Source organism: Halomonas sp. KX33721 (genome assembly GCF_001596805.1).
GTDB classification, from domain to species: Bacteria; Pseudomonadota; Gammaproteobacteria; order Pseudomonadales; family Halomonadaceae; genus Vreelandella; species Vreelandella aquamarina.
Map to the genome: position 1 here is coordinate 47,014 of NZ_LVIA01000032.1, position 15,155 is coordinate 62,168.

A 15,155-nucleotide genomic window follows, 5' to 3' on the forward strand; every position below is an offset into this window, starting at 1 on the left:
GTTACTCATCCTCTTTTTCTGCGGGCAATAACCAGTTTAACGCAATGCCTACCAAAGCGGCTAAGCTAACGCCCTGCAAAGTGAATTGCCCGCCACCAAACTGCATACCACCGATACCAAACACCAAAATAAGTGACACCACCACTAGGTTACGCGCCGCAGTCAGCGACTGACCTGCGCGCACCAGGGTATTCATCCCCACTACGGCAATAGAGCCGAATAGCAGCGTCATAATCCCCCCCATGACCGGCCCGGGAATTGTCTGCAGCAGCGCCCCCAATTTGCCAACAAAGGCAAGGATGATGGCAATAACAGCAGCCACAATCATATATTTTGGATTGAATGCCTTGGTTAGCGTCACAGCACCGGTAACTTCTGAATAGGTCGTGTTAGGCGGCCCACCGAACAGGGCTGCTGCCGTCGTTGCCAAGCCATCGCCCAGTAACGTGCGGTGCAAGCCAGGTTTTTCAAGATAGTTTTTACGTGTCACCGAGCCAATCGCCACCATATCGCCAATATGCTCAACGGCGGGAGCGATGGCCACTGGAATCATAAACAGGATGGCCGCCCAGTGAAAACTCGGCGCGGTAAAGTTGGGAATAGAGAGCCAAGCCGCTTCACGCACCGGAGTAAAATCAACCACCCCCATAATCAGCGCCAACGCATACCCCGTTGCAATGCCGCCCATAATCGGCACTAAACGCAGCAGCCCACGGCCAAACACCGCGAGCAATAAGGTTACTAACAGACTGGCCATGGAGAGAAAAATAGCTTGCCCATAGCTAATATTATCGCTGGTTTCACCGGTTGCCATACTGACCGCGACTGGCGCTAGCGCTAAACCGATCACCATAATCACTGGGCCCACCACGACAGCAGGTAGCAAACGATGCAACCAGGCGGTGCCCTTCAAGCGCACCGCCTGGGAAATGGCAACATAGACAAGGCCCGCGGCCATCAGGCCGCCCAGCGTGGCAGAAACACCAAAACTGGCGATTGAGCCTTGAATAGGAGCAATAAATGCAAAGGAAGAAGCTAGAAACACCGGCACCGTTTGTTTGGTCACGCCATGAAACACCAACGTGCCAATCCCGGCGGTAAAGAGTGCCACGCTGGGGTCTAGCCCGGTTAATAGCGGAACCAACACAAGCGCACCAAAGGCCACGAACAGCATTTGCGCGCCGGTAAGCAGCATTTTAGGCCACGACTCTTGACCAGCACTGTTTGTCATCACACCACTCCTGGGGGTCGGTTATTAGTAACGGAGGCAAAAAAATGCCCCCAACGCGAAGCGTAAGGGGCCTTTTGAGGCGGAGCGCTTAACGCGTTCCGAAAATCTTATCGCCGGCATCTCCCAAGCCGGGGACGATGTAGCCATTCTCATCGAGTCGGTCATCCACCGACGCCGTGTAAATCTCTACATCAGGATAAGCATCTTGCACCCGTTTAATCCCTTCAGGGGCAGCAACTAAGACAATCACTTTCATATGTTCACAGCCACGCTCACGCAGCATATCCAACGTGGCCACCATCGAACCACCAGTCGCCAGCATCGGATCAATCACAATCGCCATGCGCTCTTCGATGTCGTTGGCGAATTTAGCGAAGTAAGGTACCGGTTGAAGCGTCTCTTCATCCCGGTAAAGGCCAACAACGCTTACCCGTGCGCTAGGGATTAAATCCGTTACGCCCTCCAACATGCCTAGCCCGGCACGCAGGATCGGCACGATAGTGACTTTCTTACCTTTCAAACGACGGGTCGCAATGGGCTCGCCGTTCCAGCCCTGAATCTCATGGTCTTCCAGCTCCAGACCTTTGGTTGCTTCATAGGTCAAAAGCTTAGCCACTTCACCTGCCAGTTCACGAAAGCTCTTAGTGCTCAAATCAGCTTCGCGCATCAATCCCAGCTTATGTTGAACAAGCGGATGGTTAATGGCGTAGACACTCATGGGGCTTCCTCACTGCAGGGGATTCAGGATAGCGACCTAGGTCGCATCGACATGCTTACAAAATTGCGCGCCATTCTACCCGCAACTGACCATCAGGTTAAGGGGTTTCGGGCAATTGCCACTCAATTGGCGTCCGCCCTTGCTCCTGCAAGAATTGATTCGCCCGTGAAAAGTGGTGATTACCAAAGAAACCACGGTGCGCCGACAGGGGCGACGGGTGTGGTGACTCAAGTACCAAATGGCGAGAGGTATCGATGAGCGCTTTTTTCTGGCGAGCATGGCTACCCCACAGCAAAAAAAACGCAGGACTCTGCATGCTGACTCACGGTTTCAATAGCCCGGTCGGTAAAATGCTCCCAACCTTTTCCCCGATGCGACGCGGCGTTGCCCTGCTCAACGGTAAGCGCTGTGTTCAGCAGCAGCACCCCCTGCTTCGCCCACGACTCTAAAAAGCCATGACGCACTGGGGTAAAACCGACATCGCTTGCCAACTCTTTGTAGATATTGACCAGCGACGGCGGCACTTGCACGCCCGGCTGTACCGAAAAACAGAGCCCATGGGCCTGATTAGGCCCGTGGTAAGGATCCTGCCCTAGAATTACCACTTTCACCGAGCAGAGCGGCGTTAATTCAAAGGCGCGAAACCAGTTTGAGGAGTGAGGGTAGATCACTTTCTTAGCCGCTTTCTCTGCGGCCAAAAATGCTTTCAGGGCGGACATATAGTCAGCCTGAAAATCCTGCCCCAGCCACTGGCTCCAGTCTTCGGGTAGCGGGTTAGCCATATTACTTTTTCATTTGGTCAGCGAGAGGCTCTACGTAGGCAATGCCCATATCCCAAGGAAACTGAATCCAGCACTGCTGAGCCACTTCGGTCAGGTATTGATCCACCAAAGGGCGACCCTCTGGCTTAGCGTAAATCGTGACAAAGTGCGCTTTTGGGAGCATTTCGCGTACGGCGCGTGCCGTTTTTCCCGTATCGACGAGGTCATCAACCAGCAGCCAGCCGTCACCGTCGTGATCCACCCCTTTCATAATATCCAGACCACCTTGATCCATATGGTCGTAACTTTTGATGCACACGGTATCAATCAAACGGATATTCAGTTCGCGAGCAATCAGCGCAGCCGGAATCAAGCCGCCGCGAGTAATCGCCACAATGCCCTTAAAATCACGTTCGATTAAAAGATGGCAAAGTTGGCGCACGTCGCGGTGAATTTGGTCCCAAGAGACGGTGAAATGTTGATGGTAGCGTTCGCTGCTCATGGGGAATTACTCGTCTTCGTTAAAGGAACAGACCGCGAATACGCTATAGCCCGCATCGCGAATTTTCTGAGAACCACCCAGCTCAGGCAGATCAATGATAGTGGCTGTTTCCACCACCTGCCCACCGCAGCGCTGAATCAAATTCGCGGCTGCCAGCATCGTGCCACCAGTGGCAATCAAGTCGTCCATTAACAGGATCCGGTCGCCTTCCTGGAACGCATCAGCATGCAGCTCTACTTCTGAATGACCATACTCCAGCGTGTAGGTTTCGCTGATAGTTTTAAACGGAAGCTTGCCTTTTTTACGCACCGGCACAAAGCTGCAGCCCAACTCATACGCCAGCGGCGCACCGATAATAAAGCCACGGGCGTCAATGGCCGCGATGGCATCCAAGTTCATCTCCTGGTAGCGGTGCACGAAGCTATCGATCAGCTTGCGAAAGGCAGCGCTGTTTTGCAGCAGCGGAGTGATGTCACGGAAGTTCACTCCTTGCTCTGGCCAGTCAGGAACCGTGCGAATAACGGACTTAATATAATCGCCGTAGATGCTCATCGCGTCTCTCATTGATTAGTCAAAATGCGGGCAGTTAGCCCAGGAACAGGAACTTTGCTGCAAACAGCAGCGCCAGCACGACCACTGCCGGATTCAGGTCGCTGAATCGACCTGACAGGGTCTTGATGGCAACGTAGCTGATAAAGCCCAGGGCAATACCCTCGGCAATCGAGAAGGTCAGCGGCATGGCCAGCGCAGCGATCAGCACCGGCGCGGCGTCTGTGGGGTCTTCCCAGTTGGCATGTGCAAGACTACCCGCCATCAGTACCGCTACATACAGTAGCGCACCCGCCGTTGCATAAGCCGGAATAGAACCTGCCAGCGGCGCGAAAAATAGGCTGATCAAGAACAGTACGCCCACCACAACGGCCGTTAAGCCAGTACGCCCACCAGATACAATACCTGCGGTTGATTCGATATAGCTGGTCGTGGTGGAGGTACCCAGCGCGGCGCCCGCCATCGAAGCGGTACTATCTGCCATCATGGCACGACCAATACGCGGCAGCTTGCCGTCTTCATCCAATAGTTTGCCACGGTGAGCAACACCTACCAGCGTACCGGACGTATCAAACAGATCGACAAACAAAAAAGCGAAGATAACGCTGAGCATGGCTACATCTAGCGCGCCCACCAGATCCATCGCCATGAACGTCGGTGCAATCGAAGGAGGCATCGACATAATGCCACCGTACTGATTGTGACCCAGCACCATGGCCAGCACGGTGACACCAATAATGCCGATCATAACGGCGCCAGTAACACGCAGGTAAGCCAATGCGGTAATCACGAAGAAGCCCAGCAGCGCGTAAAGCGGCGCAGGCTCTGATAGGTCACCAAGGGCAACAAAGGTTGCCGGGTTTGCCACGACAATACCGGCATTCTTCAGTGCAATCATTGCCAGGAAAAGGCCGATACCCGCCGCGATGCCCAAACGTAAAGAGAGCGGAATAGAATTAATGATCCATTCGCGAATTTTAAAAATACTCAGCAGGAAAAAGGTCAAACCAGAGAAGAAGACGGCCCCTAACGCCGCTTCCCAGGTGTAGCCCATACCCAACACCACGCCGTAGGTAAAGAAGGCATTCAACCCCATACCCGGCGCTTGAGCGATCGGATAATTGGCCCATAGGCCCATCACGAAACAGCCAATCGCCGCGGCCAAACAGGTGGCTACGAACACAGCGCCGTAATCCATTCCCGCTTCCGAGAGAATGCTTGGGTTAACGAAGATGATATACGCCATGGTAAGAAACGTTGTAATCCCGGCGATCACTTCCGTTTTTACATTGGTCTTCTGCTCTGTGAGCTTGAAGTAGTTGTCCAGTGATTTCATTTAGTTTTTATCCTTCGCGCTTACGCTGAATGCGTCCCTTGATGCGAGAAAAGCCGCACATACTACCGAAAGGCACCACGCGATGCGAGCACCTCAAGTGCGGCTAGCTAAGTTGAGGAGAAGCCTCACACCTAATTTATTAGCAAACTTCAGGCCATGAGCTAACCGATTGGTCAACAAAGAGCCAAGATTTTCCACTATTGGCGGCTCGCCAGAACCCGCTCCACCGTCTCAACAATCACTTGAGTCTGCGGGTCAATTTCAATATTGACCCAGTCATTCATCAAACGGCTACCTAACATCGTGCGTGACAATGTTTCAGGGATGAGATTAACACTGAACTCCACCCCTACCCCATCGGCAGATGGGCGTACATCGCCAACGGTGAGGCTGATACCGTCGACACCAATATAGCCTTTTTCAAACACAAACTTGGCCGCTTTATCAGGCAACGCAAACCAGAGCCGACGGTTATTAGGAGCCTCTTCAATAGCTACTACCTTCGCCATACAAATAATGTGGCCTGACATGGAGTGCCCGCCAATTTCATCCCCAAAACGAGCTGCGCGCTCTATATTGACGCATTGGCCTGGCGTAATTGCACCAAGATTGGTCAATCTCAGCGTTTCGCGCATCAGGTCAAAGCTAACGCGCTCACCATCTATCGCCGTTACCGTCAGGCAAACGCCGTTATGTGCCACTGATGCACCAATCTCTAACCCGCTACGCATACTCTCTGGCAGAGCAACCACATGGGTGCGGAACTCCTCTAGTTCATGCACCTCAACGACCTCAGCGATACCTTGAACAATGCCAGTAAACATTGGCCCTTCCTTTCAATCTCAGGTTAGTAGGATGGCGTAGACCATAAAAACTCGCGCAAGCTTACTACTAATGACCCAACCTTGTGCAGCCAGTGGTTAGCAGACGCCTATTGATCATGGCTTTTTTGCTGTTAGCAAGCAGTTCAATCACCTCGAAACAGCAACAAAAACCAAAAACTATCAACTAAAAAGAAAATAAACCCGTATGCGAACTTAAAAACATGAAATAGAACGGATTTAATTGACAACCCATTCGCCACTCTTTAGACTTTCGCCGCAAATGTAATGACGCCGATTTGTACCCAGATTGCGGGCGTCCACCTGGCCTTTGGCGGGGTGAAGTGCAGCTAAAAGGGTGTGTCCAGCGTTGATGGCCACCCGCAAGGGTGGCCTTTTTTTGTTCCCCGCCCTACGCTTGCCCCTCGCACTCCGTCTTCGGCCTACCATTAAGGCAGACGCTATGATTGAACTTAGCAACGTTAGTAAAATCTATGGCAGCGGCGACAGCGCCGTCCATGCTCTTCAGAATGTTAATTTAACGATTCCCAAAGGCACGATACACGGCGTGATTGGTCTGTCCGGTGCGGGCAAATCGACGCTCATTCGCTGCGTCAATCTGCTAGAACGCCCCACTAGCGGTAGCGTTTTGGTGGATGGTCAAGAAATGACCGGTCTGCGCCGTCGTGAGCTCAACCATGCTCGCCATCGTATTGGTATGATTTTTCAGCACTTTAACCTGCTCACCACGCGGACCGTGTTTGATAATGTCGCCCTTCCCCTGGAGCTGATGGGCGAAAAGCGCAGCACTATCAAAAATCGTGTTTTACCGCTATTGGAGATGGTGGGCTTAGCCGATAAAGCGAAGCAGTACCCTGCCCAGCTTTCCGGCGGCCAAAAACAGCGCGTGGCCATTGCCCGCGCCCTGGCCAGCAAGCCCAACGTGCTGCTATGCGACGAAGCGACTTCAGCCCTCGACCCGCAAACGACCAGTTCAATCCTTGAACTCCTCAGGGATATCAACCATCAGTTGGGGATTACCATTCTGCTGATTACCCACGAAATGGAAGTGGTGAAATCGATTTGCCATCGGGTAAGCCTGATCTCTGACGGCAAGCTGGTAGAAGACGCGGAAGTCGGCGACTTCTTTACTGCGCCAGCCACCCAGCTTGGCCGCGACTTTTTGAACGACTTTCTACAGCTCAGCCCTCCCAAAGAGCTTTTGGAACGCCTGGAAGAGAGCCCCAGCGAACATACACATCCGGTGGTGCGGCTGACTTTCTCAGGCGATGCTGTCTCCACGCCGCTCATTTCTCGCTTGGCGCGTGAGTGCAGCGTCGATGTCAGCATTTTGCAGGCCAAAGTCGAGTCCATTCAGGACCGCACTCTTGGCCTAATGATTGCCGAATTACTGGGCAGCCATGAGCAAACCCAGCAAGCCATGTCCTATTTAGCAGCGCATCAACTACAGGTGGAGGTACTCGGCCATGTCCAGCGCAATGTTTGATCTTATTTTACAGGCCACGCTGGATACCCTTTATATGGTGGCAGTGTCCGGCGTCATCGCCACACTGCTTGGCCTGCCACTGGGCGTAATGCTTTATGTCACCCGCCCGCGACAAATTCTGGCGATGCCGGTGCTTAACCAAGTGTTGGGTATCATTACCAATATTGGCCGCTCAATTCCCTTCATCATTTTGATGGTGGCCATCATCCCCTTCACCCGCATGCTGGTAGGTACGTCTATCGGCATCAACGCCGCCTCCGTACCGCTGACCATTGCAGCAATTCCGTTTGTGGCTCGCCTCATTGAAGGCGCGCTCAACGAGATTTCTCCAGGGTTAATTGAATCGGCACAATCCATGGGTGCGACGCCTTGGCAAATTATTACCAAGGTGCTGATTCCCGAAGCTCGCGGCGGCATTATTACTGGCCTCACCATTACGCTCGTCACCCTGGTGAGCTACTCAGCCATGGCAGGCGCAGTAGGCGGCGGCGGCCTTGGCGACCTTGGCATTCGCTATGGCTACAACCGCTTCAACCCAACCATTATGCTAATCACTGTGGTGATTCTAGTGGTGCTGGTACAAGGATTCCAAAGCCTAGGCGACTATTTAGTGCGCAAAAGCGACCGTAAATAGTCATAGCCAGCGCCTTTCATCGACATAGCTAAATATAACAAAAACGCATTAGACTTGCGTTTCTTATTCCCTCATCATTGCACCACGATGCATAACGACACTGGAGTAACGCCATGCAAAAAGTCATTATCGGCAGCCTGACCGCGCTTGCACTTGCCATCAACGTTGCCAATGCGGAAACCCGTACCATTAAAATGGGCACCGTAGCTGGTCCTGAAACCGAAGTGATGGAAGTCGCCGCTCGCATTGCCAAAGAAGAGTACGACCTGAACGTCGAAATCATCGAGTTCACTGACTACGTAACGCCGAATGCCGCACTGGCCGATGGCAGCCTGGATGCCAACGCTTACCAGCACGAGCCCTACATGCAGGCGATGGTGAATGACCGCGGCTACGACTTTGCCATTGCCGGTTACACCTTCGTGTATCCCATCGGCGCTTACTCTGAAAAGTACGACAGCATTGATGAACTGCCGGACGGCGCACAAATCGCGCTGCCCAACGACCCTTCTAACGAAGGTCGTGCGCTGATTCTGATGCACAATGAAGGCCTGATCACCCTGAACGATCCGACCTTCCTGGAAGCGACGCCGATCGATATCGCAGAAAACCCGCGCGGCTTCCGCTTCCGTGAAATCGAAGCCGCCCAGCTTCCCCGCGTGCTTCCCGACGTGGATATGGCCTTCATCAACAACACTTTCGCCCAACCGGCTGGCCTGAGCCTGGACGATGCGCTGATCAAGGAAGGCCCTGAGTCTCCCTACGTCAACCTGATCGCAGTTCGCGGTGGCGATGAAGATCGCGAAGAGATTCGCCAGTTGGTCGACGCTTATCAGCGTGACGAAGTGATCGAGAAAGCCGACGAGCTGTTCAAAGGCGCGGCGGTACCGGGCTGGACCGACGAGTAACTCTCATCCGTTCGTCATTCATTATCAGGCCAGCCGAAAGGCTGGCCTGATGCGTTTCACCAAGGAGATGGTATGTCGACCACCGATTACACCCTGCTCAACCGCCAGCTAGAGGCCTTGCTAGACACACGCGACTGGCTGACCAACAGCGCCCAAACCTGCGCCTTCATTCAGCAAACGCTAGAAGCGCTGAACTGGGTTGGCTTTTATTTGCAGCGCGAACCGCAGCTACTGTGCCTTGGGCCATTCCAGGGCAAACCCGCCTGCCACCCCATCCCTTTTAGCAAAGGCGTTTGTGGGGCTGCGGCCCGTGAACAGGCAACGCAACGGGTCGATGACGTTCACGCGGTGGCTGACCACATCGCTTGCGACGCCGATTCACGTTCCGAGCTGGTCGTCCCCATCGTACACGACGGTTTCGTATGGGGCGTTCTGGATATCGACAGCCCCCAGCACGCGCGCTTTAGCCAAGAAGACCAGGCTGGCATCGAGGCGCTGGTGGCCACTTTCGTGCGGCAAACAGACCTTCCCCGCTTCGTTTGATGGCGCATTAAACAACAAAAAGCCCCACTCAATGAGCGGGGCTTTTTAGAATCTGGTAGGACCAGGCGGATTTGAACCGCCGACCTCCACGATGTCAACGTGGCGCTCTAACCAACTGAGCTATGGTCCTAGAAAGGATTTGCACATATGAAATTTGGTAGGACCAGGCGGATTTGAACCGCCGACCTCCACGATGTCAACGTGGCGCTCTAACCAACTGAGCTATGGTCCTGCTGTGCAACGGATGCGTATTCTACGGCTTCATAGCTGAATTGCAAGTAGTTTTTATTCTTCACACCCTTACCAACGAGTACCTTATCGCTGTTTCTATGAATAATGTCGGCACTTATCAAACCTAAGGACTAAGCTGGACATAGATTAATACTGATCGCCCGTGAAATAAGGAGGTAAGTTTTGCTAGGGCCTTTGCTAGGATGCATCGCCGTTTTACTGCTACTTTCCACGTTAATTGCTCGCATAAGATTGCGCTGGTGGTGGATACGCAGTTTTGAGTTTCCACGCCTGCAGATTGCCTTACTCGCTGGGGTATGTGCGCTAGCAAGCTGGATGCTGCTGGAGCCAGGTAAATGGCGAATGGCATCGACAGGCTTATCGCTGCTTACCCTGCTGATACAGCTGCGTTACATCATCCCTTGGACGCGTCTCTGGCCCGTTCAAGTGAAATCGACCCATGAGGCGCCAAGCAATCAAAAAATCACCCTGCTGATCGCCAATGTGCTTACTCCGAATCGCCAGGCGGATAAACTGCTCAGTATGATTGAGCAATACCAGCCCGATATTGTGCTAACGCTGGAGTCAGACCAGTGGTGGCAGGATCAACTAGATCAAGCGTTAGAGGATAAGTGGCCTAATAGCGTCAAAATTCCGCTCGATAATCTTTACGGCATGCATATGTACTCGCGACTAACCCTCAGCGAGACCGAGGTAAAGTGGCTGATTCAGGATGACATCCCCTCTATCCATACCTATGTCACGCTGGAAAGCGGCGACCGAATCCGCCTATATGCTCTTCACCCGCGTCCGCCAGCACCCAGTGAAAGCGAGAAGTCGCTCTGGCGCGATGCTGAACTACTGTTAGTTGGTAAGGAAATTCATCGCCACCCTTCTGCCACTCTGGTCGCAGGCGATCTAAACGATGTTGCTTGGTCGCGCACTACCCGACGCTTCTGCCGCATCAGCGGCATGCTTGACCCTCGTCGTGGCCGGGGCATGTTCAGCACGTTTCACGCTAACTACCCGGTCCTGCGCTGGCCGTTAGATCACGTCTTTGTCAGTGAGCACTTTACGCTGGACAGCATGCAGCGCTTGGATGCTTTTGGGTCTGACCATTTCCCTATTTTGGCCACACTCTGCTATCGCCCTACTCGCCAGAACGAGCATGAAACACCAGAAGCCAGTCAAGAAGAGCGCCAGGAAGCCAGCGAAACCATTGAAAAGGGCAAAGCGGAGACGCAGCAAACTTAACCGTTTTGCCCAATCGCTAGGCGTAGGATGGAATAGGTTACTCGGGCAGACCGCCTTGCGTTAATACAGTGGGATCAAGCAGGCGCTCTAGGGTGGCGCGGTCCAGGTCCGTTTCCTCTTCCGCGACATCGATAATCGGCCGTCCTGCTTGATATGCCTTTTTAGCAATCGCGGCGGCCGCGTTGTAGCCAATCACACTGTTCAGCGCGGTCACCAAAATCGGGTTACGCGCCAGCGGCACCTGCAGGTTATCTTCACGCACTTTGAAAGTTGCGATAGCACGCTCAGCCAACAGCTTGGCGGTATTACTCATCAGAGTAATTGACGTGAGCAGATTAAACGCCACCAGCGGCAGCATAACGTTAAGCTGGAAATTGCCGCTCTGCCCCGCCACTGTGATCGCCGTATCTAACCCCATCACCTGCGCCGCCGCCTGTGCTGCCGACTCGGGAATCACCGGGTTGACTTTGCCCGGCATAATAGAGCTACCCGGCTGCAGCGCTTCAAGCTCAATTTCACCCAGCCCGGCCAGCGGCCCCGAGTTCATCCAACGTAGGTCGTTGGCGATCTTCATCACCACGCAGGCGAAGCCTTTCAGCTGGCCGGATAATTCCACCGCAGCGTCTTGCGAAGCCAAGCTGGCAAAAAAGCTATCGTTAGGAACAAAAGAGAGGCCCGTTTGTTGGCTCAGTTCTTTCGCCATTAAGTCAGCAAAGCCCTCCGGCGCGTTAATCCCCGTACCCACTGCAGTTCCACCCTGGGCAAGGCGGCATAACCGCACCATCGCACTGTCAAAGCGCTCAATGGCTTGCCCCACCTGACTAGACCACGCCCCTAACTCTTGATCCATCCGCAAAGGCATAGCGTCCATCAAATGGGTACGCCCGGTTTTAACGACATGGCTGAGTTCGTCAGCACGGCGATCAATGGTCGCTTGTAGCGCGACTAATGCAGGCTTCAGTGACTCATTCACGGCGATAGCGGCGGAGAGATGAATCGCGGTCGGGATCACATCGTTACTGGATTGCCCCATGTTGACGTGGTCATTGGGCGTGACCTCCACCCCTTCACGGCTAGCTAGCGTCGCCAGCACCTCATTCACGTTCATATTGGTGGAGGTGCCCGAGCCAGTCTGGAAAACGTCAATGGGGAAATGGTCGTCATGCTGGCCATCAATCACCGCTTGTGCGGCTTTTTCGATAGCCTGCGCGCGCTCGGCATCTAATAGACCTAGCTGGTAATTGCTACGAGCAGCCGCTAGCTTAATGCGTGCCACGGCATGCACAAATGCCACCGGCATGGGCGTGCCTGAGACGGGAAAATTATTAATGGCACGCTGGGTCTGGGCACCGTAAAGCGCCTTTGCCGGTACCTCAAGCTCTCCCATGCTATCTCGTTCAATACGCGTATCCATTCCACACTCCTGTTAAGTCATCAGCGGCATTTGAACTAACACCACTTCATTGATAACGATTCTCTCTACGCTTCAGCCTAGCCACCCCGCACGGTTTGGTAAACCACCAAGCTGGCTGGGCGCGTTTTCAAGGTTTATTTTGCCCAAATTGTTGCGCTGCACAAAACCGCTTGCTATGCTGCAATGCAAGATAACCCAGATCAGTAACGGTGCATTCCTTAGCTCGCCGTCGCTGATAAACGAATCGTCTTGGGTTTAGCTTAGCAGCCCACAGACCTTAGCAATGGCACAGGAGTGTTGATTATGCGTACCTTTAACACCAATGAAATGACTCAGCAGTTCGATAACCTGTTTATGGCTCCGGCACGTGCCTACATGAGCCTCAGCATCGACTATTCTGAAAAACTGCTAAACGCTCAGCTAGACGCTAACAAAGCCTATGTTGATACCGGCATTGCACAAATGCGCCAGCTGATGAGCGTTAAAGACGCTGAGGGCCTGCGCAGCTACATGGAAGGCCAGCAGAAAGTAGCCAAAGAGTTGGCTGAGCGCGTCAAAGGTGATGCAGACAAAGTGGTATCACTGCAGCAGGACTTCTTGCAGAAGAGCCAAAAGCTGACGGAAGATAACGTTAAGCAGGCACAAGCTACTGCCAGCAAAATGAGCAAAACTGCCTAATGTTGAACTGATCGCGAAAGCGATTCAGCAACTTAAAAGCGGCTAGATGACGCCCTTGCCAGCTCTCTGGCAGGGGCGTTTTACCAATTAAGCGCGGATTTCACGAAAGGAATGGTGAGTTTACGTTTCGCAGAGAGTGACGCTTGATCCAACGTTTCCAGCGCTCGACACAGCTCCCCTAGCTCCCTTGGGCCACGATGCATAATGTAGCGCCCAACGTCATCCGGTAGTTGCATCCCGCGGACATTCGCACGCAGCTTTAAGGCGGCCAAACGATCACTATCATCCATAGGATGTAGGTGAAACGTTACCCCCCAGGCAAGACGCGATGCCAAATCCGGTAGGGCTACTTCCAAGTGGCGTGGAGGCTTATTGGCGGCAATCAGTAATGCTTTGCCCGCATCCCGTAAGCGATTAAACGCGTGAAATAGCGCTTCCTCCCAGCGCTTACGGCCTATCACATACTCAAGGTCATCAATCGCGACTAAATCAAGACGCTCAATATCCTCTAGCATCAGCGGGGGGAAATGACCTAAATCAGCCAGAGGTAAATAGAGCGCTCGTTTGTCTTGATCAGAGGCCGCATGGCAGGCCGCTTGCAAAAGATGGCTACGGCCACTGCCCGGCGCGCCCCATAGATAAAGAAACGGCTCTGAGCCAGGCATTAGCTGATGGCTTAAGTGGTCTACCAACGAAGCATTGGCACTGGATGCGTAGTAATTATTAAACGTAGCATCGTCGCGCAACCCTACCCCAAGCGGTAGCTGTGCCGGTACTCGGCTCATGATGACTCCCTTTTGTCGTCGCGACCCAGCTCATCATGCTGTGTTTGCTGTTCTAATGGTTCTGACCGTGCATCATACAGCGCACTATTTTTATAACGATCTTTTACTTCTCGCAGCAGCACCATAATCACCGCCGCCGCCGGAAGCGCTAACAACACCCCAGTTAAACCAAAGAGATGCCCACCCGCCAGTACGGCAAAAATAACTGCTACCGGATGCAGACCAATCTTATCGCCTAATAGCTTCGGCTGCAGCACCACGCTTTCAGCCACTTGCCCCAGACCAAACACGGCAATGACGCCTAATAGCGCCCACCACGTATCAAACTGAAACAGTGCCACCACCAGAGCAATTACTAGCCCGACGATAAAACCTAAAAATGGCACGATGCTCACTAGCCCAGAGAGCACACCAATCAGCAGGCCAAAGTTAAGCCCCAACAGGGTTAAACCCACTGCGTAGATAATACCCAAGCAAAGCATGACCAGCAGTTGACCGCGTAAAAACGAGGCTAATACCTCATCACAGCGACGTGCCAAGCGAAACGTATCGTCCACCCATTGGCGGGGTACTAGATTCGCCATATTGTTAAGCATGCGCTCCCAATCCAGCAGCAAATAAAACGTCACCACAGGAATCAGCGCTACATAGGTGACCCAAGAGACAAACGCCATGCCCGAGCGGCCAATCTGGCCTAACGCCTGGGCAACGTAACTACCCGCATCACGCCAGTTTTCAACCAGCGTTTCACGTACATTGCTCAGCTCGGAGGCGAGGTCATAGCCCGTCCACTCTTGCACCTGTGGAGCCAATACGCCTTCAATCCAGTTAAGCACGCCCGGGAGCGCTTCGCCCAGTTGCTTAATCTGTTGTACCACCAGCGGAATAAGAATAAGTAAGCTCAGCGCCAGAACAATCATCAGGACTAAAAACACGCTGCTGACTGCCCAAACACGCTTCATTCCCAGGCGTTGGAAATAATTGGTCAATGGGTCGGCCAAGTACGCCAATATCAACCCAGCAATAAAGGGCATCAGTACTGCATCGAGAAAGTAAACCGTGCCAACCAGCGCGACAAGTAGCGCAATTCCCCACCTTGAGTTTCTCATTCCACGCTCCTTCCTGGATATACGGTCAGCAGTAATGCTTGAATAGTAACAAAAGTTGCCCGCAGCGCACCTGATAACGCGTCACATCGATGCGACTTACGTCGCTGAGTGATACAATCGCACCCCGTTATTGCTCCGGCACTGGCTACTTGCCAGCACAATCGCATTGCAGCT

At 53.3% G+C, this 15,155-nt stretch carries 15 protein-coding genes, 2 tRNA genes and 1 pseudogene; 6 read left to right on the forward strand and 12 right to left on the reverse strand.

Going from position 1 to position 15,155, the window contains the following annotated elements; genetic code table 11:
- Position 1 precedes the first annotated feature (1 nt).
- The 7 genes and pseudogenes from A3220_RS12210 to A3220_RS12240 form a co-directional block, all read right to left on the reverse strand.
- Positions 2-1,231: a uracil-xanthine permease family protein gene (locus A3220_RS12210; RefSeq protein ID WP_054640846.1), complete on the reverse strand. Its 1,230-nt coding sequence runs from the start codon at positions 1,229-1,231 to the stop codon at positions 2-4.
- Between the two features lie 88 nt (positions 1,232-1,319).
- Positions 1,320-1,949, reverse strand: coding sequence for a uracil phosphoribosyltransferase (gene upp / locus A3220_RS12215; RefSeq protein WP_044628300.1), 630 nt, complete (start codon positions 1,947-1,949; stop codon positions 1,320-1,322).
- Between the two features lie 97 nt (positions 1,950-2,046).
- Positions 2,047-2,731 (reverse strand): annotated as a pseudogene (gene ung, locus A3220_RS12220) (uracil-DNA glycosylase).
- A gap of 1 nt (position 2,732) precedes the next feature.
- Positions 2,733-3,212, reverse strand: coding sequence for a xanthine phosphoribosyltransferase (gpt, locus tag A3220_RS12225; protein ID WP_044628302.1), 480 nt, complete (start codon positions 3,210-3,212; stop codon positions 2,733-2,735).
- 6 nt (positions 3,213-3,218) lie between these two features.
- Complete coding sequence (locus tag A3220_RS12230) at positions 3,219-3,764, reverse strand: adenine phosphoribosyltransferase (RefSeq protein ID WP_044628303.1); 546 nt, start codon at positions 3,762-3,764, stop codon at positions 3,219-3,221.
- Positions 3,765-3,798: 34 nt separating this feature from the next.
- Complete coding sequence (locus tag A3220_RS12235; protein WP_054640844.1) at positions 3,799-5,097, reverse strand: NCS2 family permease; 1,299 nt, start codon at positions 5,095-5,097, stop codon at positions 3,799-3,801.
- Between the two features lie 197 nt (positions 5,098-5,294).
- The gene (locus A3220_RS12240; RefSeq protein ID WP_054640843.1) at positions 5,295-5,921 is read right to left on the reverse strand and encodes a riboflavin synthase; all 627 of its coding nucleotides are present in this window, start codon (positions 5,919-5,921) and stop codon (positions 5,295-5,297) included.
- A gap of 460 nt (positions 5,922-6,381) precedes the next feature.
- Between A3220_RS12240 and A3220_RS12245 the strand changes: the two genes are divergently transcribed.
- From A3220_RS12245 to A3220_RS12260, 4 genes are all read left to right on the forward strand, one after another.
- Positions 6,382-7,425 (forward strand): methionine ABC transporter ATP-binding protein, encoded by a 1,044-nt coding sequence (locus A3220_RS12245; protein WP_054640842.1) that lies wholly within the window; start codon positions 6,382-6,384, stop codon positions 7,423-7,425.
- Entirely contained in the window at positions 7,406-8,059 is a 654-nt protein-coding gene (locus A3220_RS12250; protein ID WP_044628308.1) for a methionine ABC transporter permease, read from the forward strand. The genes A3220_RS12245 and A3220_RS12250 overlap by 20 nt, the downstream gene beginning before the upstream one ends.
- 113 nt (positions 8,060-8,172) lie before the next feature.
- The gene (locus A3220_RS12255; RefSeq protein ID WP_054640841.1) at positions 8,173-8,967 is read left to right on the forward strand and encodes a MetQ/NlpA family ABC transporter substrate-binding protein; all 795 of its coding nucleotides are present in this window, start codon (positions 8,173-8,175) and stop codon (positions 8,965-8,967) included.
- Between the two features lie 72 nt (positions 8,968-9,039).
- A complete protein-coding gene (locus tag A3220_RS12260; protein ID WP_054640840.1) occupies positions 9,040-9,510 on the forward strand; it encodes a GAF domain-containing protein in 471 nt (156 codons plus the stop codon).
- 53 nt (positions 9,511-9,563) lie between these two features.
- Here A3220_RS12260 and A3220_RS12265 read toward each other — a convergent pair.
- Positions 9,564-9,640: transfer RNA gene (locus tag A3220_RS12265), tRNA-Val, on the reverse strand.
- Between the two features lie 25 nt (positions 9,641-9,665).
- Positions 9,666-9,742, reverse strand: a tRNA-Val gene (locus A3220_RS12270).
- Positions 9,743-9,924: 182 nt separating this feature from the next.
- On the opposite strand from A3220_RS12270, the gene A3220_RS12275 reads away from it, so the two are divergent.
- The gene (locus A3220_RS12275) at positions 9,925-10,995 is read left to right on the forward strand and encodes an endonuclease/exonuclease/phosphatase family protein (protein ID WP_054640839.1); all 1,071 of its coding nucleotides are present in this window, start codon (positions 9,925-9,927) and stop codon (positions 10,993-10,995) included.
- Between the two features lie 37 nt (positions 10,996-11,032).
- Here A3220_RS12275 and A3220_RS12280 read toward each other — a convergent pair whose 3' ends face one another.
- On the reverse strand, positions 11,033-12,409 hold the full coding sequence (locus A3220_RS12280; RefSeq protein WP_054640838.1) for a class II fumarate hydratase: 1,377 nt from the start codon (positions 12,407-12,409) through the stop codon (positions 11,033-11,035).
- A 303-nt stretch (positions 12,410-12,712) separates the two neighbouring features.
- Here A3220_RS12280 and A3220_RS12285 point away from each other — a divergent pair, with 303 nt between their 5' ends.
- Positions 12,713-13,087: a phasin family protein gene (locus A3220_RS12285; RefSeq protein ID WP_044628312.1), complete on the forward strand. Its 375-nt coding sequence runs from the start codon at positions 12,713-12,715 to the stop codon at positions 13,085-13,087.
- Positions 13,088-13,167: 80 nt separating this feature from the next.
- Here A3220_RS12285 and hda read toward each other — a convergent pair whose 3' ends face one another.
- Positions 13,168-13,872, reverse strand: a complete 705-nt coding sequence (hda, locus tag A3220_RS12290; protein WP_044628313.1) for a DnaA regulatory inactivator Hda — start codon at positions 13,870-13,872, stop codon at positions 13,168-13,170.
- Positions 13,869-14,981, reverse strand: coding sequence for an AI-2E family transporter (locus A3220_RS12295; RefSeq protein ID WP_044628314.1), 1,113 nt, complete (start codon positions 14,979-14,981; stop codon positions 13,869-13,871). Before A3220_RS12295 ends, hda begins: the two co-directional genes overlap by 4 nt.
- Between the last annotated feature and the right edge of the window lie 174 nt (positions 14,982-15,155).

Excerpts from the sequence above, each read along its gene's own strand:
- A3220_RS12295 (WP_044628314.1), bottom strand. The coding sequence starts at position 14,981 with ATGAGAAACTCAAGGTGGGGAATTGCGCTACTTGTCGCGCTGGTTGGC.
- upp (WP_044628300.1), bottom strand. The coding sequence starts at position 1,949 with ATGAGTGTCTACGCCATTAACCATCCGCTTGTTCAACATAAGCTGGGA.
- A3220_RS12235 (WP_054640844.1), bottom strand. The coding sequence starts at position 5,097 with ATGAAATCACTGGACAACTACTTCAAGCTCACAGAGCAGAAGACCAAT.
- A3220_RS12240 (WP_054640843.1), bottom strand. The coding sequence starts at position 5,921 with ATGTTTACTGGCATTGTTCAAGGTATCGCTGAGGTCGTTGAGGTGCAT.
- A3220_RS12250 (WP_044628308.1), top strand. The coding sequence starts at position 7,406 with ATGTCCAGCGCAATGTTTGATCTTATTTTACAGGCCACGCTGGATACC.
- A3220_RS12245 (WP_054640842.1), top strand. The coding sequence starts at position 6,382 with ATGATTGAACTTAGCAACGTTAGTAAAATCTATGGCAGCGGCGACAGC.
- A3220_RS12285 (WP_044628312.1), top strand. The coding sequence starts at position 12,713 with ATGCGTACCTTTAACACCAATGAAATGACTCAGCAGTTCGATAACCTG.
- gpt (WP_044628302.1), bottom strand. The coding sequence starts at position 3,212 with ATGAGCAGCGAACGCTACCATCAACATTTCACCGTCTCTTGGGACCAA.
- A3220_RS12210 (WP_054640846.1), bottom strand. The coding sequence starts at position 1,231 with ATGACAAACAGTGCTGGTCAAGAGTCGTGGCCTAAAATGCTGCTTACC.
- hda (WP_044628313.1), bottom strand. The coding sequence starts at position 13,872 with ATGAGCCGAGTACCGGCACAGCTACCGCTTGGGGTAGGGTTGCGCGAC.
- A3220_RS12260 (WP_054640840.1), top strand. The coding sequence starts at position 9,040 with ATGTCGACCACCGATTACACCCTGCTCAACCGCCAGCTAGAGGCCTTG.
- A3220_RS12230 (WP_044628303.1), bottom strand. The coding sequence starts at position 3,764 with ATGAGCATCTACGGCGATTATATTAAGTCCGTTATTCGCACGGTTCCT.
- A3220_RS12280 (WP_054640838.1), bottom strand. The coding sequence starts at position 12,409 with ATGGATACGCGTATTGAACGAGATAGCATGGGAGAGCTTGAGGTACCG.
- A3220_RS12255 (WP_054640841.1), top strand. The coding sequence starts at position 8,173 with ATGCAAAAAGTCATTATCGGCAGCCTGACCGCGCTTGCACTTGCCATC.